General features: G+C 56.9%; 17 protein-coding genes. 10 read left to right on the forward strand and 7 right to left on the reverse strand.

Annotation, left to right across the window (positions count from 1 at the left end):
* The 7 genes from ACN08Y_RS09565 to ACN08Y_RS09595 all read left to right on the forward strand — a co-directional run bounded on the left by ACN08Y_RS09565 (position 1) and on the right by ACN08Y_RS09595 (position 5,783).
* Positions 1-594: a nucleotide exchange factor GrpE gene (locus ACN08Y_RS09565; protein WP_419112524.1), complete on the forward strand. Its 594-nt coding sequence runs from the start codon at positions 1-3 to the stop codon at positions 592-594.
* 184 nt (positions 595-778) lie between these two features.
* Positions 779-1,792: a DnaJ C-terminal domain-containing protein gene (locus tag ACN08Y_RS09570; protein ID WP_419112525.1), complete on the forward strand. Its 1,014-nt coding sequence runs from the start codon at positions 779-781 to the stop codon at positions 1,790-1,792.
* 6 nt (positions 1,793-1,798) lie between these two features.
* The gene (locus ACN08Y_RS09575) at positions 1,799-2,224 is read left to right on the forward strand and encodes a heat shock protein transcriptional repressor HspR (RefSeq protein WP_419099961.1); all 426 of its coding nucleotides are present in this window, start codon (positions 1,799-1,801) and stop codon (positions 2,222-2,224) included.
* Between the two features lie 227 nt (positions 2,225-2,451).
* Complete coding sequence (locus tag ACN08Y_RS09580) at positions 2,452-2,733, forward strand: lactococcin 972 family bacteriocin (protein ID WP_419111227.1); 282 nt, start codon at positions 2,452-2,454, stop codon at positions 2,731-2,733.
* Between the two features lie 100 nt (positions 2,734-2,833).
* On the forward strand, positions 2,834-4,777 hold the full coding sequence (locus tag ACN08Y_RS09585; RefSeq protein WP_419112526.1) for a hypothetical protein: 1,944 nt from the start codon (positions 2,834-2,836) through the stop codon (positions 4,775-4,777).
* Positions 4,778-4,824: 47 nt separating this feature from the next.
* A complete protein-coding gene (locus ACN08Y_RS09590; RefSeq protein WP_419111229.1) occupies positions 4,825-5,409 on the forward strand; it encodes an ABC transporter ATP-binding protein in 585 nt (194 codons plus the stop codon).
* A 14-nt stretch (positions 5,410-5,423) separates the two neighbouring features.
* Positions 5,424-5,783: a hypothetical protein gene (locus ACN08Y_RS09595; protein WP_419112527.1), complete on the forward strand. Its 360-nt coding sequence runs from the start codon at positions 5,424-5,426 to the stop codon at positions 5,781-5,783.
* A gap of 165 nt (positions 5,784-5,948) precedes the next feature.
* On the opposite strand, the gene trmB is transcribed toward ACN08Y_RS09595, so the two are convergent.
* The gene (gene trmB / locus ACN08Y_RS09600; protein WP_419099960.1) at positions 5,949-6,770 is read right to left on the reverse strand and encodes a tRNA (guanosine(46)-N7)-methyltransferase TrmB; all 822 of its coding nucleotides are present in this window, start codon (positions 6,768-6,770) and stop codon (positions 5,949-5,951) included.
* A gap of 95 nt (positions 6,771-6,865) precedes the next feature.
* Positions 6,866-8,548, reverse strand: a complete 1,683-nt coding sequence (locus ACN08Y_RS09605; RefSeq protein WP_419112528.1) for an alanine/glycine:cation symporter family protein — start codon at positions 8,546-8,548, stop codon at positions 6,866-6,868.
* A 224-nt stretch (positions 8,549-8,772) separates the two neighbouring features.
* Here ACN08Y_RS09605 and ACN08Y_RS09610 point away from each other — a divergent pair, with 224 nt between their 5' ends.
* Positions 8,773-10,230 carry an amino acid permease gene (locus ACN08Y_RS09610; RefSeq protein WP_419104361.1) on the forward strand — a complete coding sequence of 486 codons (1,458 nt, stop codon included), beginning with the start codon at positions 8,773-8,775 and terminating at the stop codon, positions 10,228-10,230.
* A gap of 81 nt (positions 10,231-10,311) precedes the next feature.
* On the opposite strand, the gene ACN08Y_RS09615 is transcribed toward ACN08Y_RS09610, so the two are convergent.
* The 3 genes from ACN08Y_RS09615 to ACN08Y_RS09625 all read right to left on the reverse strand — a co-directional run bounded on the left by ACN08Y_RS09615 (position 10,312) and on the right by ACN08Y_RS09625 (position 13,996).
* Positions 10,312-11,535, reverse strand: coding sequence for an MFS transporter (locus tag ACN08Y_RS09615; RefSeq protein WP_419112529.1), 1,224 nt, complete (start codon positions 11,533-11,535; stop codon positions 10,312-10,314).
* Positions 11,536-11,644: 109 nt separating this feature from the next.
* Positions 11,645-12,475 carry an HNH endonuclease family protein gene (locus tag ACN08Y_RS09620; RefSeq protein ID WP_419112530.1) on the reverse strand — a complete coding sequence of 277 codons (831 nt, stop codon included), beginning with the start codon at positions 12,473-12,475 and terminating at the stop codon, positions 11,645-11,647.
* Positions 12,476-12,547: 72 nt separating this feature from the next.
* Positions 12,548-13,996, reverse strand: coding sequence for a TY-Chap domain-containing protein (locus tag ACN08Y_RS09625; protein WP_419112531.1), 1,449 nt, complete (start codon positions 13,994-13,996; stop codon positions 12,548-12,550).
* Between the two features lie 282 nt (positions 13,997-14,278).
* Here ACN08Y_RS09625 and ACN08Y_RS09630 point away from each other — a divergent pair, with 282 nt between their 5' ends.
* Together ACN08Y_RS09630 and ACN08Y_RS09635 are read left to right on the forward strand one after the other, a co-directional pair.
* A complete protein-coding gene (locus ACN08Y_RS09630) occupies positions 14,279-16,642 on the forward strand; it encodes a Tex family protein (protein ID WP_419112532.1) in 2,364 nt (787 codons plus the stop codon).
* Between the two features lie 101 nt (positions 16,643-16,743).
* Entirely contained in the window at positions 16,744-17,583 is an 840-nt protein-coding gene (locus ACN08Y_RS09635; protein ID WP_419104366.1) for an aldo/keto reductase, read from the forward strand.
* 354 nt (positions 17,584-17,937) lie between these two features.
* On the opposite strand, the gene ACN08Y_RS09640 is transcribed toward ACN08Y_RS09635, so the two are convergent.
* Both ACN08Y_RS09640 and ACN08Y_RS09645 read right to left on the reverse strand, forming a co-directional pair.
* Entirely contained in the window at positions 17,938-19,251 is a 1,314-nt protein-coding gene (locus tag ACN08Y_RS09640; RefSeq protein WP_419112533.1) for an MFS transporter, read from the reverse strand.
* Positions 19,252-19,354: 103 nt separating this feature from the next.
* Positions 19,355-23,041: an SNF2-related protein gene (locus tag ACN08Y_RS09645; protein ID WP_419112534.1), complete on the reverse strand. Its 3,687-nt coding sequence runs from the start codon at positions 23,039-23,041 to the stop codon at positions 19,355-19,357.
* Positions 23,042-23,075: the final 34 nt, after the last annotated feature.

Genomic DNA, 23,075 nt, shown 5'->3' on the forward strand with positions numbered 1-23,075 from the left:
ATGGCTGAGAACACCCAAGAGCCCACAGAACCCCAGGGCGGTGACCCCTTGGAAGAAGCCTTCCAGGCACCTGCTGCTGAGGGCCACCCTGAGCCCGACGGTGTTTCCGCTCAGGCTGCGGCAGGCGAAGAGTCTGCCGCCGCCGAAGCGGAATCAGAAGCTGAGGTTAGCCCCGATGCGGCCCTAGCGGCTGAGCGTTTGGAAGACCTGCTTCGCCTCAAGGCTGAGTTCACCAACTTCAAGAACCGCACGGCCAAGGAGAAGGAACAGCTCCGCGACTTCGTGGTTGCTGACCTAGTTTCTGCGCTGCTGCCGGTGATTGACGATATTGATGCCGCCCGCAAACACGGCGACCTGGAAGATGGCCCCTTTGCCGCTATTGCCACCAAGCTGGAAGAGACCCTTGCTAAGCAGGGCCTGGAACGCTTTGGCGAGGTAGGGGAGCCTTTCGATCCGCAGGTCCACGAGGCTGTTTTGCAGCAACCGACCAGCGAGGTTGAACCGGATGCAGTCTGCATGGTCCTGCGTAATGGCTACCGGGTCAAGGACCGCCTGGTCCGCACCGCCCAGGTAGCTGTGGCAGTGGCCGAATAAAACAGACAAGGGGCGGGCGCCCGGCCTGATAGATCAGGTTGGGTGCCCGCCTTTTACACCAGGCAGGGAACCAAATACTGGGTTGCCCCTACCTGCACACATGAAGAGGGGTTTGCCGTGAGCAAGACCCCAAGATAATAAGCACAGCATAAAAGACTTAAGATCTACCTCGGAAGGAGAGGCAATGGCGAGCGAAAACTGGCTCCATCAAGATTTTTATAAGGTACTAGGCGTAGCTGAGTCTGCCTCCGAGGCAGACATCAAGAAGGCCTACCGCAAGCTAGCCCGCAAGTACCACCCCGACCAGAACCCAGGGGACACAGCCGCAGAAAAGAAGTTCAAAGAGGTCTCCGAAGCCTACGACGTCCTCTCAGATGCCAAGCAAAAAGAAGAATACGACCAGATCCGCAAGTACGGGGCTGCAGGCTTCGCAGGGGCTGGTGGTGGTTTCCCCGGGGGTTTTCCCGCAGGCGCCGCAGGCGCAGGTGGCTTTCCTGGAAGCGCCGGTGGCTTTCCCGCAGGCGCAGGTGGCTTTCATACCTCCTCCGGCGGCGCCAACATTAATATTGAGGACCTACTTGGGGGCATGTTCGGTGGCGGCGGTTTCGGTGCCAGCAGCGGGGGCGGCTTCCCCGGCGGCTTCTCCGCTCCGGCTCCCAAGGGCGAGGATGCCACCACTAGCGTCCGCATTTCTCTGAAACAGGCCTACCAGGGCGGTGAAGTATCGGTCTTCCGCCCCGGAGGCTCCCAAACCACGGTCCGTCTGCCCCGCGGAGTTAAGGACGGCCAGAAAGTCCGCCTGCGCGGCAAAGGCCACCCCGGTCACGGGGGAGCGGGCGACCTCATCGTTACGGTGAGAGTCGATGCCCACCCCGTTTTTGAACGCCAGGGTGATCATCTGCTGGTCAAGGTTCCTGTCAGCCTGCAAGAAGCCTTGCACGGTGGTGTTATTGAAGCGCCCACCCTCGATGGTTCTACCGTCAAACTCCGCTTGGCTGCCGGCTCACCAGCCGGCCGGAAACTGCGGGCCAAGGGGCGGGGCTTCGTCACCAAGAAGGGTAGCGGCGACCTACTGGTCATTCCCGAGGTTCAGGTACCTACCGACCTGAGTCAGGAGGCCTCTGATGCCTTGGATAACTTCCTGGCGCTGGCACCTCAGGTTAACCTACGGGCTGAGCTTTTTGCGGAAGGCGGCTGAGTAACCATGGAACTTGAATCTGACCGGCCGGTCTTTGTGATTTCTGTGGCCGCAGAGTTGGCGGGTATGCACCCCCAGACTCTGCGCCAGTATGACCGCATGGGGCTGGTTCAGCCCTCACGAGCTCCGGGCCGGGCTCGCCGCTACTCGGAGCGGGATGTGCTCAAGCTCCAAGAGATTCAGGAGCTTTCCCAGTCCGGTGTCTCCCTCGAGGGGATTAAACGCATCATGCAGTTGGAGAACCGGGTAGAGGCCCTCAAGGCCCGTAACGCGGAGCTGTTGCGTGAAAATGAGGTCCTACGCCACCGCCTACAGGAGGGCGCTCGTGTGTTTGCCGCCGGGACGTCTGGCGGTGCGGTGCACCTGGCGCGCGGACAGCGTCCGGCACCCCGCCCCAAGTCCCAGGCCGTGGTGCTCTACCGCCCCCGCTAAGGGATTAATTACGTCCAGGGTTGCCAAACACACAAAGCCTATTGTAGTATGATTTTCAACACCTTTTAGATATAGGTGTCAGGAGATAATAAATATCAGGCGTGGTGATTTATAAATCACTTTCCGCGCTTTATTGATGTATTTTCCTGAGGTTCCTGTGGTAGTCACAGGACTCCTAAGCGGAATATAATCAAAGGAGAGAAATATTCCCCACAAAGATTAGAAAAATGGTTGCAAGTTTTACCTTGGTAGCTGGGGTTGGACTGGGAGCTATGACTGCTGCTAATGCTTCAGCTCAATGGCCTGCTGAAGGTGGCTATTGGGAATATGGTTTTTGGAACGCATACGCCCGCTCCTATTACGATCACGGGTCTCGCTGTCATGGTTCCACAGCTCAGAATGACTGGGGTACCGTTCGTAACATCGACACCGCTGCTGGGAAACGTGCAGTTGCGAAGAAATTCGGTACTATTTTTACTAATAATAAGTATTATTATAGGGTTTGCTAGATTTAGTTGAGGCCTATTTTGGACTAAAGCCTAGGACAAATTTAAATTTTCCCTAGGCTTTAGCTTAGCGCCGAAAATAAATTTATTTTTAAGGGTTGATGTGAGATATATTGTTCGTTTAGTAGCAGTTCTTGTTGCATCAGTTTTTTTGTTAGTCGCTGACACCTATTGTGCTACCGTGGATGAAAATACTCCGCAGGGGGCGAATCTTGTTATTTCAGCAAGCTTCAAGCAGAGCGTAGAAACCAAAAACAAAATTATTGACCGTCTTTCACATATTTCTGATGAAAGAAATATTAAACTGGCAAAAGTGGTCCCGAATCCTGAAAATTTTCTCAAGGATAGGTCTCTGTACTACTTTACCAACAAAGATATTCAGACAGGGCCAATCAACTGGTATCGTCCAGATTACAGCGGTTCTCAAGAGGTCGCAGCTGACCTAGGAAACGCTTCTTTAGAAGGGGTTTATGTCGCCCACATCTCCTCACCTGACGATATTGACATCCTCTCGAAAGAGCTGACAAGTCTAGGAGCAGTTTTTTCCTATAAAAAAGCTGGATGGTTTGAGGTTCTCGTACAGACAGTGTGGGCAAACGGCTATGGCTTGGCTCTGGTGAGCGTATGCCTGCTTCTTGGTATAGCTTCCTTAGCCTATTCTGCATCACGAGCAAGAGTCCATATACTACAGACTCTTGCGGGCTTACCTCACTGGCGGATACTTGCTGCCCAGTTGGGTAATATTTTGCTTTGTTTTTGTGTTCCCGCTCTAGGAACTTTTCTTGTTGCCCTGTTAGCCGTCTTCCTTCTCAGGGGATTCCATGCCTTGGGCTCCTTTATTTGGGTTGCGCTACTTGCCTTTGTCGCTATGGTGCTAATAACAGGCTTGTGTGTATTCTTGACCAGCATTTTGACGGCACCACGGCTAGAGAATGTAGCAGGTCGGGAGGATGGGATTCAGAATTATCGGTTTGCCTCAGAAGGAGCGAAATACCTAGCAATTTTTATTACTGCAGTGAGTCTTCCTGCCTTGGTTGGGCAGGGATTCACTCAGCTGGGAATTGCCCAGCAGGCATCGTATTGGGATGCTCTCTCTCAGGCGCAGAGCTTACGGCTAGGGGGTAATGATGAGCAGTTAACCCAGGCAGAGGGAGATTTATTGAGGGTGGTTACAGATGCAGAAGATGAAAATAAGTTGTACTTCACCTATGGTGTCAATCCAGGTGAATTTCTAGGGGATAATCTTGAGCCTTTTGATGGAGTTATGCTTACTAATGATAGCTATCTGAAAAAACTTGAAGATCGCTACCATCGTAAATATGTGGATATTGATAAAAAAGAAATACCGATTGCTTTGAGAGAGTCTATTTTAGAGCAATTAAAACTGTGGATTCCCTCAAGCCAAGCGCAGGATAGAGTTCGTTTTCTCGTGGCTGCTGAGCAAGGGTCCCTGCCTGCTATTTCTGGTACTGGAAACTCTCAGTTAGAGCTCTATGAAACTCCATTGGTTGTATCTGTTAGCTCACTCTCTGATACCTACTCACCTTCTTTTATCACGTCAGTTATTTCAACAAATAATATATTTTTTGACGATTCCTTTGAGCTTACAAAGAAGGTGCAAGAATCAGAACTGAGTGGGGTCATACTTTCCGTAGATCGGGCAAGCGATGCTGGCCTGCAGTCAAGCCAGATGGCAGAAGCGCGTACTAGGTCGCTACTTCTGTCTCTTGTGCTCAATATGACTTCTCTTGTCCTTAGTACTGTACTGGCAAGCTATATTTATCTTCTTCGTAAGGCGAAGACTCACTATACCCAGCGAGTATCAGGTAATAGCTGGCTAGCTATCCTTAGAAAGCGTCTTTTGGGTGAAGCGATAATAGCTACAGCTCTTGGGGTTCTTGCCTGGATAAGCGTGATTGGTCAAGCCGGCTCCTATAATTTTGCATGTTTTGGAGTTGTTCTTCTGTGTGTAACCCTTAGTTTGATATTGCAACCATCATTTGCTCAATTTATATTTTCCAAAACTGTCCTTAGAAAGGTTTCCTGATGATTAGAGGACGCGATATTAGTGTTCAGATTAAGGGGCGAACTATTATGGCTATTGATGAAATATTCATTGAGCCTGGGAGGGTTACTGGCTTAATAGGTGAGAGTGGAAGCGGTAAGACTACATTACTTAATTGCCTTGGTCTTCTTCAGCCAATAACTACTGGATCTATTGAGATTGATGGTAGAGATTTTAGTAATCCGTCGAATAAAAAAAGATTATCATTTTGGAGAGATGAGGCGGCGTTCGTATTCCAGGATTATGGAATCATTGATGAATGGACAGTGGCGCAGAACCTTGCCGTAGCCCAGCACGTTCCAAGAAGGGAGAAAGATAAGATGGAGAAAGTCTTGAATAGTGTTTCTCTTCATGGCCGACAGGGTGAGAAAGCTAGTAGGTTAAGCGGTGGTGAAAAACAGCGTGTGGGAATTGCCCGGGCTCTTTATCGGGAGGCATCCTACCTTTTTGTTGATGAACCTACTGCCAGTCTGGATGAAGGCAATCGGGATAATGTTCAGAGATTATTAAGAGCCGTTGCAGATCAGGGTTCACATGTTGTGATTGCCACCCATGATGAAAACATGATTCTCGCTTGTGATATGACTTACCATCTTGAAACTCAGCAAAGGTAATATGGGTGATAAAAATGAAAAATAAAAAAACATTGTTTGTACTTATTTCAGCTTTATTTTTTGTTTGTATTTTTGCCGTGGGTGTTTTGGGTTTTTTGGGTAATAAATCTGAGGGGCAAACAGATCGCCCCGCCTGTAGTGGTTTATCGAGCATTGAAGATGTTGATTCGGCTTTGAATTCCCACTCTGCGATTACAAAAAATTTAGAGAATATATCACCATCAGTTTCTGTATCTAAGACAGTTACCTGCGACAATGAAAAAGCACTCATCACTGTGAGCTACAGCGGTGATTTAGATACTTTTGAAGAAATTCAAAATCTTCTCAAAAATACTGGTGGTTATGGAGTAGCACTAGAGGTAGTAAAAAAATAAATCTGTCGCCAGGATTTGTAAGAGAACCTGAAATAGCGGATGAAAAGACTATTACCACTATCTATAATCTGCGTGGAACCGTTTTGACCTTAAATGCTTTCACTGTGCCCTGCCCTTGTTAGATGGGCAGGGCTTTTCTATGATGGTCTCTTTATATACCGAGCTTTAGCGGCGGATATAGGTCAGGTCGTGGGCGCGGCGGCCAGCCTCACCGGCCTTACGCTCAAAGGAAGTCACCACACGGCCCTCCCAGCGGGGAGCCCAACCGCCAACGGGGTCATCCTCACTGGTGTTCTCACCGGCGTGAGCGTTCACAAAATCGGGGTGGGCATCGAGAACTTCACGCATAACCAGGGCGTATTCTTCCCAGTCGGTTGCCAGTCGCCAGGTACCGCCGGGCTTGAGCACGCGGGCTACCTTATCGGCAAAAGCCGGGGAGACCAGGCGACGCTTGTGGTGGCGAGCCTTATGCCAGGGATCGGGGAAGAAAACCCACAGCTCATCGACAGAGTTCTCTTCAAGCAGGTTATCGAGTAGCTCTGGGGCGTTAGCCTGCGCTACACGCACATTCTCTACCCCGGCCTGGCCCATCTTGAGCAGCAGGTCGGCAATGCCGGGGGTGTAAACCTCAACAGCTAGGAAATTGGCTTCGGGGACCTGACTTGCCCGGTGGACAATGGCCTCACCCAGGCCAGAGCCAATTTCAAGGACCAGGGGCGCACCGGCGCGGCCGTAGAGCTCTTCAGGGTTAAAGACGGCACCCTCGGCAACTGAGGTGTCACCAATATTGCGGGGGAGGTCCAGCAGGTGGGTGGGGGCGTAAGCATCCCAGGCTTTCTGGCGGCGGGCGGTCAGGCGGTCACCGCGACGAACAAAAGAGTAGGGCTGACGGTGGAACTTCTCGGGCACCGGAGCGTTTAAATCTTCCCCGGCAGCGGTGCGTGCTGCCTTCTGCTCGAGGTCTTGCTTCTGCTTATTGGTTTCCATAACTCTCCTTGCGAGGTTGAAAGGGTAGCCGGTGCTCGCGGAAACTCTAAGCGCCACCGGTAGCTAAGGCACCCATTATAGACCCCGCCCCCTAATTAGGATTGAGGTGGCTCTGCTGCCCTGGGATCGGTGGGGGAGCCAAAGGTGGGTTTGGCCTGCTGGATAATCGGCAGAGAACCAGTGACCAGGGGGATGCTACCGGTATGCACCTGCTCAACGGACACATCGTAGACCTTGGAATCTTCCTTGGTCATAAGGTCTTCCTCAATCATCTTCTGAGTGATTACTTTGAGGCGGGTGGTGTCGGGGTGCTCTAGGGCGGGTTCGCTTTGGCTGAGGTCTACCTCGTGGTCAATCTGGGCATCCAAGCCGCCGGGTAGGCCGTACATGAAGCCGTCAATGGTATCGACCGTGGCAACAAAGTTGGGGTCGTGGGTCAGGTACTTCTTGGTTTCACGGGCGACCAGGCCTGAGAGCAGGATGAGGCCAATGAGGTTGGGGATAGCCATCAGGCCGTTCATGATATCGGAGAAAGTAAAAACTACGGACAGGGGAGCGACTGCGCCCAGCCCGCACATGAGGGCAAAGACCATGCGGTAGCCAGTAATGGCTCGTTTACCGCCGCCCAGGGACTCAAGGGCGCGCTCACCGTAGTAGGACCAGCCCAGCACGGTTGAATACCCCAAAAGCACCAGGCAGAGGGTTACCACATAGCCGCCCCAGGGCCCAGGAATACCGGAGGAAAATGCTTGGGCGGTGGCAGTAGCTGGTTCGGAGTTAGTCCAGGTGCCCGTGGTCAGCAGAATGAAACCGGTCATGGAAATCACCACAAGGGTATCCACGAAAGTCTGGGTCATGGAGGCCAGGCCCTGGCGCACAGGGTGCGACGTCGTGGCAACTGAAGCGGGGATAGAGGCGGTACCCATTCCTGACTCGTTAGAGAAGAGGGAGCGTTGGGCACCGACCTGTAGGGCAAAAATCATTCCTGCACCGACCGCCCCGCCCAGGGCTCCTTGCCCGGTGAAAGCTCCCCGCAGAATCATGGCAAAGGCCTCCGGGATCATAGCGGCGTTACGTGCCACAATGTAGCCACCGAAGCCTAGATAAAGCAGAATCATCAGGGGAACACAAAAAGCGGCAATCTTCGAGACTGTCTTAATGCCACCCAAAAGAGCCAAGGCAGTTAGGAGGGCAAGGACAAGGGCGGTAGCCCAGGATGGTACCCCTAAGGAGTGCTCCAGGTTAGCGGAGATAGCATTGGATTGGGTCATGTTACCAATGCCAAAGCAGGCGAAAACACAGCAGATAGCAAACATTGTTGCCAGGAACTTGCCAAAGCGGTTAGGGATGCCTCGTTGCAGGTAGGCTTGGGGGCCTCCTGTTAGTTCCCCCATCTTGTCACGGTGACGGAAACGGACACCCAAAAAACATTCTGAGTATTTAGAGGCCATGCCGATAATAGCGGTAACCCACATCCAAAAGAGCGCCCCGGGGCCACCGATACTCAGGGAGAGAGCGACACCCACAATGTTGCCGGTACCCACCGTTGCCCCCAGGGCCGTGCTCATAGCCTGGAAGGATGAAATGTCACCTTTTGCGCCCTCCTGCCTGGCTCGGCGACCAAACTGCAGGCTCATTGCCTTGGTAAAAAGTCTGATTTGAATTAGTCCCAGGCGGACAGTCAGAAAAATGCCGGTGCCCACGAGAAGCGGTAGCAAAAGCCAGGGACCCCAAATGATACGGCTGGTTTCATCGAGTACCTGCTGGAGAGCGTCCACGCGATTTTTCCCATCTAAATTATGTTTTTTGGAGTGAGCGAACTTTCATCAATTTATCATGAATCCTGCCTACTACCCGGTACTGAAAGATATGAGGAGCAAGAGGGCTTAGACTTGACCATAACCACTTAGTCTTATGAGCCTGATCATCCCTCCCAGGGACCCACTGGCCCCGGATGAAGAGGGCAAAAGCAGACAGGACACAACAACATCAGGGGGTGCTTATGGCAACAACCGAGAACACACCGGGCCTAGAAGAAAAGGAAGGCCTGCAACGCGGGCTTTCCAACCGGCATATTCAGCTCATCGCTATCGGTGGAGCGATTGGTACCGGCCTCTTCATGGGCTCCGGCAAAACGATTTCACTGGCTGGCCCATCCTTGCTTCTGGTCTACGCGATTATTGGGGTCGTCATTTTCTTGGTTCTGCGGGCCATGGGAGAGCTACTCCTCTCTAACCTGAGCTATAAAACCTTCAACGATTTCATCACCGATATCCTGGGGCCCAGTGCTGGCTTTCTCATGGGCTGGTCCTACTGGTTTACCTGGGTTGTCATCGGCGTTGCCGATATTATCGCCATTACCGGCTATGTCCACTTTTGGTGGCCTGATTTACCCGCCTGGATTCCCGCTGTCTGCTTGATTGGCTTGCTCCTTGCCTTGAACCTGCCCAGCGTCAAGAACTTTGGCGAAATCGAGTTCTGGTTCGCTTTGATCAAAATTGTTGCCATCGTCCTTCTTATCATCGTGGGAGCGATTATGGTAATTGCCGGCTTTACCTCACCCAGCGGACAGCGGGCATCGGTGGAAAACCTCTGGAATGACGGCGGTTTCTTCCCCATGGGCGCCAGCGGCTTCTTCGCGGCCTTCCAGATCGGTATTTTCGCTTTCCTGGGTGCCGAGCTCATAGGCACTACAGCTGCCGAAACCAAGAACCCCACTGTGACCCTTCCCCGCGCTATCAACGCGGTGCCTCTTCGTATTATCGTCTTCTACGTTTTGACCTTGGCAGTTATTCTGATGGTCACACCCTGGCGCACTATTGACCCTGAGCAGAGCCCCTTCGTTGAAATGTTCACCCTGGCAGGGCTAGCTATTGCCGCACACCTGATTAATTTTGTGGTGCTGACCAGCGCTACCTCATCGGCCAACTCGGGTATTTTCTCTACCTCCCGCCTGATTTTCGGTCTGGCTCAGACCGGTAGCGCCCCGGCTATCTTTGGCCGCCTCTCCAAGAACGGTGTACCGCGCAATGGCCTTTTCCTCACCACGGTGCTACTCTTCTCAGGCATTATCCTGCTCTACTCGGGAGACTCCTTAATTGAGGCCTTTACACTGGTGACCACCGTGGCCTCGGTGCTCACCGTAGTAACCTGGTCTCTGATTATGGTCAGCTACATTAAGTACCGTAAGACCCGCCCCGAACTGCACGAGTCATCTGTCTATAAGCTCCCCGGCGGCATCTACACCTGCTACCTTGTTCTGGCTTTCTTCGTGGGTGTTATTGTCCTGCTCTTTAGCTATGAAGACACCCGCCAGGCCCTGATTGCTATGCCTTTCTGGTACGCCTTGCTTGCCCTTGGCTGGTTCTTCATTCACCGTAACAACCAGGGAACAACTCTGAAAGCCCGTGCCCGCCAGAAGGCGCTGGAGCACCAGGAACATGACTCATCAGCTCAATAGGCCCTAGAGGGTAAGTTGCTGAGGCCCGCTACCGGTACACCCGGTGGCGGGCCTTTGCCCTAGCTGATGGCATACAAGTTCTTATCCCGCAGTGTCTGCCCCTTGAGAGGGGAGATAGAGCGCAGAGAGCAGACAGCAGAAGAAAACCAAGGCGGTACAGCTCAGCGCCAGCCCTTCCCAGCCTGCATGGGGCAGAAGTAGCCCTGCCCCCCAACCGATAAGAGCTGAACCCCCGTAGTAGAAGGAGTTATAGAGCGCAGTCGCCTGCGATTTTGCAGGGCCAGCCAGCGCACCTGCCCAGCCGGAGGCAAGCGCGTGAGCGGCAAAGAAAGCCGCAGTCAGAAGCGCTAGGCCAGCTATGACCAGTGGCAGGGGGCGGGCCAGGGTGAGTAGGATTCCTCCAGCCATGAGCAGACAGGCCGCCAGGAAAACCCGTTTGAGCCCTCCGCGCTGGGCCAGCCTACCGCCAAACCCCGACGAAACTGTACCCAGCAGGTAGATCAGAAAGATAAAAGAGAGCAGGAGCGGTGAGAGGTGGTAAGGAGCGGCCTGGAGCTTGAAGCCGATGTAGTTGTAGATGCTGACGAAGGCACCCATGAGGGCAAACCCTGCGGTGAAGAGGGTTACTTCTTGACGGTTGCGCAGCAGTGCCCCCACTTTTGCCCAGGAGCTGTCAGCGTAGGGGGCAGAGGCTGCAGCTCTTTGGCAGGGACGGTCATGTGAGGCAGGCATGAGCACGATAAAGATTAGCGCGGCCATGAAGCTGGTGAAGGAGACCGAGAACATAGCTACCCGCCAGCTTAACAGTTCGGTCAGAGCCCCGGAGAGTAATCTACCGATGAGCCCGCCCACGCTGGTTCCTGAGATATAAAGCCCGGCGGCCGCAGCCCGGACCGAAATATGGGCTTCTGTCACAATGACGGCTACCGCCAGCCCCGCAACACCGCCCAGAAAGGCCCCTTCGAATGTTCGAAGAACAAGGAGCAGAGGGTAGAGCTGGATCCAGGGGGTTATGAGCCCCAGAAGGGTTGCCCCGCACAGAGCTAGGGTCATGGTGCGCACCCGCCCCCAACGGTCAGCTAATGCCGCCCACAGGAGGGTGCAGAGGGCAAGACCGGCGGTGGAGCAGGAGATGGTGAGAGCGGCGCGGTCCGCTGAGATAGCCAGGTCGCGGGCTATCTGGGGAATCAGTGGTTGGGGGGAATAGAGCTGGGCAAAGGTTGCGACCCCCGCAGCAAAGAGGGCTGTGAGCAGCCGCCGGTATTCACGGCTTCCGCCCCGGTAGCCTTCAAAGGTGTAGGTCAAGGTCTTCCTCCGGGCCTCGGTGACAGGTGGCACATCTAACCTTAACCGGGGAGATCTCTGTGAGTGTCTTTATTGCGCTGGGTGACACACCAGCAAGCCGGTCAAAGCGCTAGCCACGAGCAAAGCTGGAACGGTAGGCGGGCTGATCTGGGCAGGTTGCCAGGACCCCCTGCATGGCTCGTTTTTCCGCTGAGGTGATGGTCAAATGATAGGCAGCCTTGACTGAAACCTGCCGGGCAACGTACTCGCACCGGTAGCCTGTTTGGGGGAGCCAGCTAGCGGCGTCCTTATTGGACTTGGTGGTGTTGCTGAACTGCCCGGCTGCTTGGAGGTTGAGCGGGTCGTTTGCTATAAGGGTGCGCTCTGTGAGACTCCACCGCCAGGCCCCTGAACTCCAAGCGTTAGAGAGCGCTACAACATGGTCAATGGGCACAGCTTCGCTGGTTTTTTCACCGCGCCTGAAGCTAATGATCTCGGTGGTGTAGGGGTCAGTAAGGGTCCCGGAAAGCACCTTACAGTTCTTAGATAGGTCCAGGTCGGTGAGGTCCCTGGCCAGAATATCATTGCGTTGGTCACACCCATTGCCGTCAATATCCTCCCAGGCCTGGCCGAAAGCTGAACGCTTGTAACCGCCCCCGCTATAGGGTTTGGCCACGGTGATGGTTTCAAGGACCTGGGAGGCAGTCGAGTAGGTTTCGACCCCTGAGCCCGCGAAGCCGGTGCTGACCGGTCGTCCACCACCGGTGATGCTCTCAAAACCGGCGCGGAGATCCCAGTTATGGGATCGCAACCAGAGAACACCGGTGACCAGCAGAAGAACCAGAAGAATGATCGCCAGGGTTGGCTTGTATCCCGAGGAGGAAGAAACTCCCCGGCGCTTGCCCGTAAAACCGGAAGCGGGAAGACGCGGTGCCCTGCGGGCCTTCTTGAAGATTGCCATAGGCACACCATTCTAGCGGTGCGCGCAAGAAAGCGCAGGGCTCAGAACCTCAAACGGAGCGGGAGGTGAGCTTTAGCTAAAGTCCTCGACCACAACGTAGCCTTGGCCTGTTACCGGCACCATGGGGATAGACCCGGTGCCAGGGTGGGCAACATCTACGGTGGCGCTACCGGTGGGGTCATCAGACTGGTAGTAGTCAGGCTGGCCGCACCCCATGCCCATGCGCATGGCGCTAATAATTCCATCGGCGGCGTCGGTCACAGAGAGGAAGTTCCGGGTCCAGCGACCTGAGCCCGTGGGTGCGGTCCAGCCCCGGTTGAGCAGGGCTTGAGTGTCGAGCTGAACTAGGACTGTCTCAAACTCGTCGGGTGAGGTGAGTTCACAGAAATAGCCAGCCGGTGAGCGCAGGATATTGACGTAGCTGGTGTAGTCACCGGTTTCTACAACCTCCGGTGAGATGTAGTAAAGGCGTAGGGACAGGTTCCAGGGGAGCTCTTCAAGGCGCTGACGCATGACATCGGTGAGTTCCTGCCAGGCACGGGCTATCTGCTCATCGTCGGTGAGAGACTTGGGCCGGACAACGCCGATTCCCTGCGCCTGGATATCTTTGATTTTGAGGGAGCCTGTGGGCGCGGAAGCCTGCTGATGCCCCCCACCAGCGGGTATGCTGGCGGCCGCGCTGCTCAGGGCATCACTAATCATCTGGCGGCCTACCTGTAGGGCCCGGTTCCAAGAGTCATATTTGGCGCGGACAGCACCCAGGTGAGGCACCCGGCCAGTACGGGCGGGGTCTTCGGCCCAGCTACCGTAGAGCAAGACGGAGGGTTTACGGTCGTAGCGGATGCAGTAGCTGAGGAAATCGCCCAGGGTATTGCGGAAGGTGCGTTCGCTCAGGCTCGTTGCAGCCAGTTTGAGCCCGTGGGAGTCCGCATGCGGCGGGCAGATGCCGACTTTGAGCAGAGCCCTGCTCCAGGAACGGTTGCCCAGGCGGTCTTCGATGAGGGCGCGAGAGGGCGGCCAGGCGAAGTCGTCCCGAGAGATGTAATCAACTTCTGCCGGTAGGTTGACTACAAAATCGTCGTAAGTCTGCTCATCGAGCTCGGTGTAGGGGTGCTCTGCCATGTATTTGAGAGCGGCACCGATGCGGCCCACCACCTCGGCGATTACCTGAGCGGGTACTGAGAAAGATTCCAGCATGCGGGGCAGGTCCTGGACGATGGTGGGGTCAAGGCCCGTCGCGGCGTACTCGTAGTCAGCTTCTAGGTCGTAGGTGATAGCAACCGCGTACCAGAGGGCTGAAGCCATCAGCACATTGGTGTGAATCTGCTCTTTGCGGCCCTCAAAGACCCAGCGGCCCGAGTTGATAGCGCGTTCTAGCAGCTCACGGTCAATGCTGGGGTAAAGAACAACGATCCGGCTAAAGGCCTCAGATGCAGTCCACCCCATACGGGCGAGGCCGGTTAGCAAGGAGCCATAATTTTCGCAGAAGTCGGCGTATTCGAAATCGGTTGCATCTGGCACGTGGTTCTCCAAAGCAAAGGGGACGGGTGAACTGGAGGGGGAAGAAACCTGTAGCTGAGGCTAGGCCATAGATATATGAGATCCTGAGTCCCCTGACACCACTTTAGGTGGCTGGGCACCTGTCTGACCACCATAGGCCCAACTGTTACAGACAAATAAGCTCATTATGACTCTCGAACCTGCCATGGTGCAAGGCGGTGCCTTGGCCGGTCAGCACGGTATAAATAGCCCGCCTAGCGGCATAGGTTCTGGGCACTCTGTCTTAATGAGAAACTAGAAACTATGACAAGAGCAGGTGAGGCAGAACTTTCCCCCATTGAGCAGCGGATTGCCCAGGAGCTGGGCGTCCGGCCAGAGCAGGTGATAGCGGCTCTTGCCCTGCTCGATGACGGCGCTACCGTCCCCTTTATCGCCCGCTACCGCAAGGAAGCGACCGGTGGGTTAGACGATACCCAGCTTCGTACCCTTGCTGAGCGGTTGCGTTACCTGCGCGAGCTGGAAGAGCGCCGGGTAGCCATCGTCAATACCCTGCACGAGCGGGCTGTCCTGACCGAGGAACTAGCCCGGGCCTTGGCGCTGGCACCGACAAAGAACGAGCTAGAAGCCCTCTACGCCCCGCATAAGACCAAGCGCAAGACCCTGGCTTACCTAGCACGCGAAGCCGGCCTGGACTCTCTGGTGGAGGACCTGCTAGAAGTACCCTTTGCCCCCACCGCAGATATTGCCGATGCCTACGTTGAGCCGGAGCTTGCAGACGCTGAACCCGGAACCGTAGAAGCCACCGTCGCCTCCGTTGAGAATGCCCTGGAGGGTGCCCGTGCTCTGCTCATTGAACAGGCCGTGAGCGACCCCACCCTGGCAGAGACCCTGCGCCAGCGTTTTACTCGCAGGGGTGTGATTACCTCCCGGCTCATTGCTGGACAGCAGGAAACCGGCGCTAAGTTCAGTGACTACTTTGAGTTCAACGAAGAAATCCGGCGGATCCCCTCCCACCGGGTGCTGGCCCTGTTCCGTGCGGAGAAAGCCGGGGCCGTCAAAGTCAATATCGATGTAGATGTTCTGCCCCCGCCCAAGAGCCAGCTCAAGGGTGCGGCCCGCGAAGCCGCCGAGATCCTGTCCGAGGAATACGAGCGCGAGCGCGGCTGGTACGAACGCACCGTAGCTGAGGCCCTGGGCATTGGTGCCCAGGTACTCAACACTGTCTCGGATGAGCAGATGGTGCTGGGCTGGCTGGCCAAGACGGTGCGGCTGGCCTGGCGGCAACGGCTGCTCCCGCGTCTTGCCAGCCAGGTGCGTACTCAGCTCTTTGAGCAGGCCGAGAAGGATGCCATTGCCGTCTTTGCCTCTAACCTGCGCGATGTTCTGCTAGCCGCCCCGGCCGGTTCCCGCCCCACCCTGGGACTGGACCCGGGCCTGCGGACCGGGGTTAAAGTGGCCGTGGTGGGCGCTACCGGCCAGGTGCTGGAGACCGCCGTGATCTACCCGCATGCCCCCCGCAACCAGTGGGAGGCCGCCCTGACCACCCTGGAAGAACTGGTGACCCGGCACTCAGTAGAGTTGGTTGCGGTGGGTAACGGCACAGCCAGTCGGGAAACCGATAAGCTGGCCGGCCAGCTCATTCAAGGCCTGACCGCCGCCGGGCACCGGGGTGTTCAAAAGGTCGTGGTCTCCGAAGCCGGGGCGTCAGTCTATTCCGCCTCAGAACTGGCCTCGCGTGAACTGCCCGGGTTAGACGTCTCCTTGCGCGGAGCCGTCTCCATCGCCCGCCGCCTGCAAGACCCCCTGGCCGAGCTGGTCAAAATTGACCCCCAATCCATTGGCGTGGGCCAGTACCAGCACGACGTCACCCCGGCAGCCCTGACGCGCTCGCTGGATGCTGTGGTAGAGGACTGCGTGAACGCGGTAGGTGTGCTGGTCAATTCTGCCTCCCCGGCTCTTTTGGCGCGGGTAGCTGGCCTCAATAAGACGATTGCCGAGAATATTGTGGCCTACCGGACCGAGCACGGCCCTTTCACCTGCCGCCGTGACCTGCTCAATGTACCCCGCCTGGGGCCCAAAGCCTATGAGCAGGCCGCTGGTTTTGTGCGCATTGTGGGTGGGAGCGAAGCGCTGGATGCCTCCGGGGTTCACCCTGAGTCCTACCCGCTGGCCCGCGCCATCGTGCAGGCCGCCGGTGGCTTGGACGGTAGCCGGGTGCCCTCAGAAGCCCTCAGTCAGCTTGACCCCCGTAACTTTGTGACCGAGAGCGTGGGCCTGCCCACCGTTACCGATATCTTTGCTGAACTTAGCGCCCCCGGGCGCGACCCCCGCCCCTGCTTCCGCACCGCCGCCTTTGCTGAGGGCGTGGAAAACATCAAGGACCTGGCCCCGGGCATGATTTTGGAGGGAACCGTCTCGAACGTGGCTGCTTTCGGTGCTTTCGTGGATATTGGGGTTCACCAGGACGGGCTGATTCACGTGTCGCAGATGAGCGAAAACTTTGTCTCAGACCCGCACACCATCGTCCACTCGGGGCAGATTGTGCAGGTGCGGGTGGTGGAGGCTGACCCTCAGCGCCGCCGTATTTCGCTTTCCCTGCTTCTGGAAGATACCCGACCGGCTCATCGTGGGCGGGGCGCCCAGCACAAAGGTAAAAAACGTCCCTGAGCCTAAGATCTGGTTCACCACTACCGAACACTACTAGCCGGGAGCCAGATCACGGGCATACAGTGGGAGGTAGCCAACCCCCCCGCGAAAGGATACCTTCCATGACTTCTGCACCCCGTCTGAGCTTTAACGACGGCAAGACCATTCCCCAGCTAGGCTACGGTGTCTGGCAGGTAGAGAACGACGTGGCCGAAAAGGTGGTGGGCCTGGCCTTGGAAGCCGGTTACCGTCACATCGACACCGCCAAAATCTACGGGAACGAAGAAGGCACCGGCAAGGCTATCGCGGCTTCCGGTCTTGCCCGCGAGGAAGTTTTTGTGACCACCAAGGTCTGGAACGACGAGCAGGGTTACGAGCAGGCTATGACCGCTGTGGAGGCATCCCTGGAACGTCTGGGCACCGACTATGTTGACCTGCTCCTGATTCACTGGGCTAAGCCTTCTCAGGGCCTCTACGTGGAGACCTGGAAGGCCCTGATTGAGCTTCAGAAGCAGGGTAGGGCTAAGTCGATTGGTGTGTCCAACTTCCCCGAGGAACAGCTCCGCGAGATTATCGCCGAGACCGGGGTGACCCCGGCGATTCACCAGATTGAATTGCACCCCTACTTTGCCCAGGAGCGCTTGCGCCAGGTGCACGCAGAGCTGGGGATTATCACCCAGGCCTGGAGCCCGCTGGGTATGGGTAACCGTTCTGGCCTGCTGGAAAACCCTGTCATTGGTCAAATCGCTCAGGCTCACGGCGCAACCCCGGCGCAGGTTATCCTGGCCTGGCATCGTGCTCACGGCATTGTGGCTATCCCTAAATCTGTGACCCCCGAGCGTATTGTCTCTAACTTTGAGTCACTGAAGGTCACTCTTACCGATGATGACATCACCGCCATTGATGCGCTCTCTTCTGCCGAGGGACGCATCGGCCCCGACCCGGCAACCATCGACTTCTAAACCGTGAGCAAGTAGGAGCCAAGAACAATGGGTGCGGCTGAGATATCTCAGGATACAGTGGGAGTAATCTACACTTCCCTATTTTTCGTTATTCTCTGCTTGATGGTAAAGAGAACCTTTGAACCTGGAAGTTTCTTTCACCGTTTCCCTGTAGTTACTGCGGTTTTCTTGCTTCTTAGTTTTGTGGCTTACCTACGCACCCCTACTTTTGTTAATTACCCTGTCCTGAGTGCGGTAATCCTGGTGGTGTGTACTGTACTCGCAGGAAAGGCGCTTGCTCGGCCTCAACCTGCACAATAGGCAGACAGGGCCCTTTCCTTATCCAGTACGGTGAAAAGGAAAGGGCCCTAGTTTTTAAACCTGTGGCATTTGCCGGGTATCAGGGACCGGCTCAGGCACATAGCGCCATAGGGCCGGCACACGCACCGTCGCCAGGGCAATCGTGATAATCACCAGAGCACCACCCATAACCGCCGTCAGTGGGGCACCCATAGCCTCAGCCGCAAACCCCACCCCAGCGGTGCCCAACTGGGGGCCACCGACCACGGTAATAATGAAGAGCCCCTGCATCCGGCCTCGAATATGGTCGGGGGCAGCCGTCTGAATAATGGTAGAACGGTAGACCCCGCCCAGGGCATCGGCCCAGCCCATAAAAGCAAGAGCAAGCCCAGCCAGCGAAAGTCTCAGGAGGCTCTCGCGCACCGAGGCCCCCTGCCCCTGGCCGTCAAAAACCCAGGCAATCAGACCGAAAGCGGTAAAGCCCAGCCCCCAGCCCGCATAGCTCAGAGTCAAAAAGCGGCCCTGGCGCGAGAGGTCTTTGAGGAAACCCGAGAAGGCAATACCTGTGAGAGCCCCGATAGGGCCAGCCGCCAGCAGGAACCCTGCCCCTATCTCACCGCCACCAAAGGACAGGGCCGCAAGCGCCGGAATAATAGGGCGGGCCTGGGCAAAGAACATACCCAAAAGATCCACGAGGAAGGACATACCCACCACCTGGTTACCGCGCACAAAACGCAGGCCCTCAGCAATGGACGACAGGCCGCCGCGCCGTGGTTGCTCGGCGGTGCCCTCAGGCTTCATGGCCGGGAGCCGGTAGAGCGCCCAGATACCCACCGTCATAGCCAGAACATTAATGGAATAAGTCAGCTGATAGCCCAGAGTCGCCACCAGAACACCACCAATAATGGGGCCCAGGCTCATGCCCAGAGTACCCACCGACATCATGAGAGTATTGGCCGCTGGCAGTAGGCGGGGCTTGACCAGCCGGGGAATAATGGCACCGCGAGCTGCCTGGTTAATGGGCTGAAACAGGGATTCGGCGGCAATCAGAGCATAGAGCACCCAGACCGAGTGGATATTGAGCCAGGAATGAGCGGCCATGAGCGCGGTCAGCACCCACATACTCAGCGTCGCAGCCAGGGCCACCTTGCGCCGATCATAGGTATCAGCAATAACCCCGCCGTAGAGGCCACCCAGAACAAGCGGCACCAGCGCCACCAGGCCAACCGCTCCTACTGCCGCCGCCGATGAGGTCAGCGCGTAGATTTCCAGCGAGATAGCAACACCGGTAATGGAGTACCCCACGGTGGAGAAAATACCGCCCAACCAGATTCGCCTCAAGGCAGGGGAGTAGCTCAGAGGGGTCAGATCCATCAGCAGTTTAGCCACCCCTTATTCTCCTTTCGTACCCTTGTCCTGGTGCCAGATACACAGTTTCCTGCTAAACACGCGCGGTACCCCCGCATCTGGAAGGAAAGCCCGCACCGGTTACCTAGCTGGTGGGTTCCGCGTCGGTAAGCAGGTCCCTGATTTGTGCCGCCGTGAGCTGGGAGGAAAAGAAGGCACCCTCATCAACAACAGCATCAAAGAGGGCGGCCTTGGACTCTTTGAGTTCCATGACCTTCTCCTCAATCGTCCCGGCGGAAACCAGGCGGTAGACCATAACGTTCTTAGTCTGCCCGATGCGGTGGACCCGGTCCACAGCCTGCTGTTCGGCGGCGGGGTTCCACCAGGGGTCCATGATGAAGCAGTAATCGGCGGTGGTCAGGTTAAGCCCAAAGCCACCAGCCTTGAGCGAAATGAGGAAGACCGGGGCGGCGCCCTCTTCAAAGGACCGCAGGAGCTCGCCCCGGTTGCGGGTTGAGCCGTCCAAGTAGAGGTAGGGGATGCCCAACTCTGCGAGGCGGTCGGCAATCTTGCGCAGGTAGCCGGTGAACTGGCTAAAAATGAGGGCCCGGTGCCCGTCGTGAATGATCTCGGGCAGGTTCTCTGCCAGGTAGTCAAGCTTGGATGAGTCCACCTGAGCGTACTTTTCGGGGTCAATCAGTGAGGCATCGAGCGCCAAACGGCGCAGGGTGGTGAGGGACTGGAAGATAGTAAAACGGTTCTTGTCCATATCCTGTAGCAGGCCCAGAATCTTCTGTCGCTCCCGTTGCAGGTGGGTGTCGTAGGCCTTGCGGTGAGCCGGGGCCAGTGGGACGTCAATGCGGGTGTCTGTCTTCTCAGGTAGGTCAGCGGCCACAACTTCCTTGGTGCGCCGTTTCATGAGTGGGCGGATCCGGCGGCGCAGGCGGCCCAGAGCTTTAGTTTCCTCGCCCGATTCGATGGGAGTAGCGTAGGAATCTTTAAAAGCGCGGGCAGAGGGGAAGAGCCCCGGCGCGGTAATGGAGAACATGGACCACAGTTCCATGAGGTTGTTTTCCATGGGGGTACCGGTGACCGCAATTTTGACGCGGGCCGGTAAGTCGCGGGCAGCCTGGTGGGCCTTGGTCTTGGCATTCTTAACGAACTGGGCCTCGTCGAGTATCAGTCCGTTCCAGGGCTGGGCGGTACCGAGAGAGTAGTAGCTTTCCTCATCAAGTCTAAAGAGGGCGTAGCTGGTCACCACAACCTGCGCCCCGGCAATGGTCTTTTCCAGGGGGCGTTTGGATTTACGGACAGATTCCTCGACTCCTACCACGGTCAGCGAGGGCGCAAACTTCTTAATCTCCCGTACCCAGTTGGGCACAACGGAGGTGGGAGCAACTACCAGGAAAGGTGCCATCTGCTCCCGGCGCTCGCTGGCTTGCTCGGCGGCGTGCACAAAGAGCGCAATGGTTTGCAGTGTCTTGCCCAGGCCCATATCATCGGCTAGCACGCCACCCAAGGACTGCTCCCACAGGAAAGTAAGCCACTGGTAGCCCTCTACCTGGTAGGGGCGCAGGGTGGTGTGCAGGCAGGCGGGTACTTCCGCCAGACGGTGGTGTTCGAGGTTAAGCAGGGCGCTGACCTGCTCGTCCCAGGCGGTGACGGTGTGGGTTTCGGCGGCGAGTTCTTCGAGTTCTTCCCACAGGCCTACCTGGTGGCGGTTGATTTCCAGGGGTCCTGTCTTATCGGTGAGCTGCTGGGCTTCACGGAGCAAGTCTTGTAATTTCATGAACTCGGGCCGGTCCAGGGCAAAGTACTGGCCGTTGCCCAGGAGCAGGTGGGTCTGGTTTTTAGCCAGAGCGGCCAGGATGTCGGCAAAGCCTACAGTCCATTCACCGACCTTGATGGCGATACCCAGCCCGAACCAGTCTCGGCGGCGGGTGTCATCAACGGTCACAACAATGTCTGGGGCCTGGTCGAGTTCCTTGAACTCTGGCTGTGGCCCCCGGACCTGAACCCTGACCCCGTCAATCTTCTGGTAGGCGGGTAGGTAGGTTTCGAGCAGGGTTCGGGTGTCCCAGTTTTCGGTGATGTGCTTGGTAAAGGGCACACCGGGGCGGATTCGCTTGACGTCTTTGAGTACTCGATATTCGTGGGCTGTGTCGCGGATATCGGCGCGGTCTTCCCCGGGGTAGCCCAGGGCATCGAGCACGATGGTTTCGTCGTCGGTGCCGGTGGGGTTGGCGGGGTACTCCCAGTGCCAGGCGGTGCTGGCTCTAAAGGGCGGGCCGGGTTCACTAAAAGTGATGGTCAGAACCAGGGAGGGGGTGCGTACTGTGGGGAGCTCCAGCTTTTCGGAGGTGGTCGCTACCGGCAGGGTGCGGGTGAGGGCGGGGTAGAAGTCAGAGAAAAAGGCCGGTAGGTCTTTGGAAGGAACGGTGACCGGTTGACTGGACATCAGGGATTCGGCGACGGCATCGAGCGGTTCGTCCAGTGGAATAAGGACTAGCTCGGCTTCTGGGCTGAGCCAGCGAGGGCGGTGCTGGTGGGGCGCGGGTGCCTGGTGGGCCTGTTGAGTTTCTGGCTGGCCGGTGTGAATGGGGGCGCTTTCCTCCACATGGGCTAGTGCCGAGGGCAGGGCGGAGTCCCAGCGGGCGGCGGCGGCAGCTTCTACGTAATTAGCTTGGGCACTCCCACCCAGGGCGATTAAGCCCTGCCGGTTGGTACCCATCTTGTGGGTGTAGCTTGCCGGAATGGTGTAGGAGCCCCAGCGGAGCAGGGGAGTGAGTTGGAGGGCGTCCTGGGAGCTGCCGCGTTCGGGGACGGGCGTGAGTTCCAGTTCTACCTGCGGGGTGTCGGCAATGACCAGCCCGGTTTCTTTGCCGTGGAGCAGAATGGGCAGGTTGATATCGTCGGCGGCCCGGAGCATCTGCCAGAGTAGGGATGAATCTACGGTGGAGAGCGATGCCCAGTCGCGGTGGGAGGTGTATATGGATTGGGAGCCGCGAATGACGGCGTAGAACTCGTTGAACCAGGTGGCGTGCTCAGCTAGCAGTCCGGTTCCGGCGGAGCCCGCGGCGTTTCCCGAGAACTTTTCCCAGCTTAGCCCGCCTTTAATCCAGCGGTCACGGGCACCCATCATCAGGGGGCGAGCTTCAACGGTGATGCGGGGTGAGCCGCTGCTTTTGGTCCAGCCATATTTGCCGGGGACGGTCAGGCGCAGGTCAAGGGCGCCGGATACTCCGTGGTTGCGGTTGTCGTAGCCGGGGCGGGCGGCTAGGGAATGGGCCAGGGTACGCCGCCAGGTGGGTAGGGCGCTCTGGTCCGGGGTGCTGTCGGCGGGAGCAGGTTGCTCAAGGGGCAGGCTGTCCTGGGGGGCAGCCAGAGATGAGGCGGTGGTGATGCCAAATTTTTCGAGTTCCCGCATGGCTTCTGCGCTGGGTCGGGTGCGGCCGCTCTCAGTAGCACGGGCGGTCCAGGTGCTTGATGAGGCCGTGAGCGCCCGCTTGGCTTTGGCTGAACGGTCGATGGCGGTCAGCATGAGCGCCACAGCGTGCTTGCAATTGTGGAGCACGGGGCAGGAACAGGTGGCAGAAAAGGAGTAGGAGCCTGCCGCAACTTGGGCCGGGAAAGTGATTCGGGTGCTGTAGGGCTGGGCTGTTGAGCCTGCTACCTGGCCTTCGAGAACCCGTTCGTTTTCGTCGTAGTGGTAGCGGATAACGCTCCCTTTCCGCATGGCGCCCTGCCCCCGGGTGTAGGTGCCTGAGCCCACCTGCCGAATAATGGCGGGTGCTGTGACTGGGATGTCGGGAAATGGTGCTGAATCTGCCACAAAAAACCTCACGCGTGCGGAGTAAATAGACCTA

Origin of the sequence: Rothia sp. P5764, assembly GCF_048512965.1 — a bacterium.
Classification (GTDB): domain Bacteria; phylum Actinomycetota; class Actinomycetes; order Actinomycetales; family Micrococcaceae; genus Rothia.

What these genes read in the sequence shown, in the direction of transcription:
- ACN08Y_RS09590 (WP_419111229.1), top strand. Translation starts at nt 4,825, where the DNA reads ATGGCTATTGATGAAATATTCATTGAGCCTGGGAGGGTTACTGGCTTA.
- trmB (WP_419099960.1), bottom strand. Translation starts at nt 6,770, where the DNA reads ATGGAAACCAATAAGCAGAAGCAAGACCTCGAGCAGAAGGCAGCACGC.
- ACN08Y_RS09575 (WP_419099961.1), top strand. Translation starts at nt 1,799, where the DNA reads ATGGAACTTGAATCTGACCGGCCGGTCTTTGTGATTTCTGTGGCCGCA.
- ACN08Y_RS09570 (WP_419112525.1), top strand. Translation starts at nt 779, where the DNA reads ATGGCGAGCGAAAACTGGCTCCATCAAGATTTTTATAAGGTACTAGGC.
- ACN08Y_RS09635 (WP_419104366.1), top strand. Translation starts at nt 16,744, where the DNA reads ATGACTTCTGCACCCCGTCTGAGCTTTAACGACGGCAAGACCATTCCC.
- ACN08Y_RS09620 (WP_419112530.1), bottom strand. Translation starts at nt 12,475, where the DNA reads ATGGCAATCTTCAAGAAGGCCCGCAGGGCACCGCGTCTTCCCGCTTCC.
- ACN08Y_RS09580 (WP_419111227.1), top strand. Translation starts at nt 2,452, where the DNA reads ATGGTTGCAAGTTTTACCTTGGTAGCTGGGGTTGGACTGGGAGCTATG.
- ACN08Y_RS09565 (WP_419112524.1), top strand. Translation starts at nt 1, where the DNA reads ATGGCTGAGAACACCCAAGAGCCCACAGAACCCCAGGGCGGTGACCCC.
- ACN08Y_RS09610 (WP_419104361.1), top strand. Translation starts at nt 8,773, where the DNA reads ATGGCAACAACCGAGAACACACCGGGCCTAGAAGAAAAGGAAGGCCTG.
- ACN08Y_RS09630 (WP_419112532.1), top strand. Translation starts at nt 14,279, where the DNA reads ATGACAAGAGCAGGTGAGGCAGAACTTTCCCCCATTGAGCAGCGGATT.
- ACN08Y_RS09595 (WP_419112527.1), top strand. Translation starts at nt 5,424, where the DNA reads ATGAAAAATAAAAAAACATTGTTTGTACTTATTTCAGCTTTATTTTTT.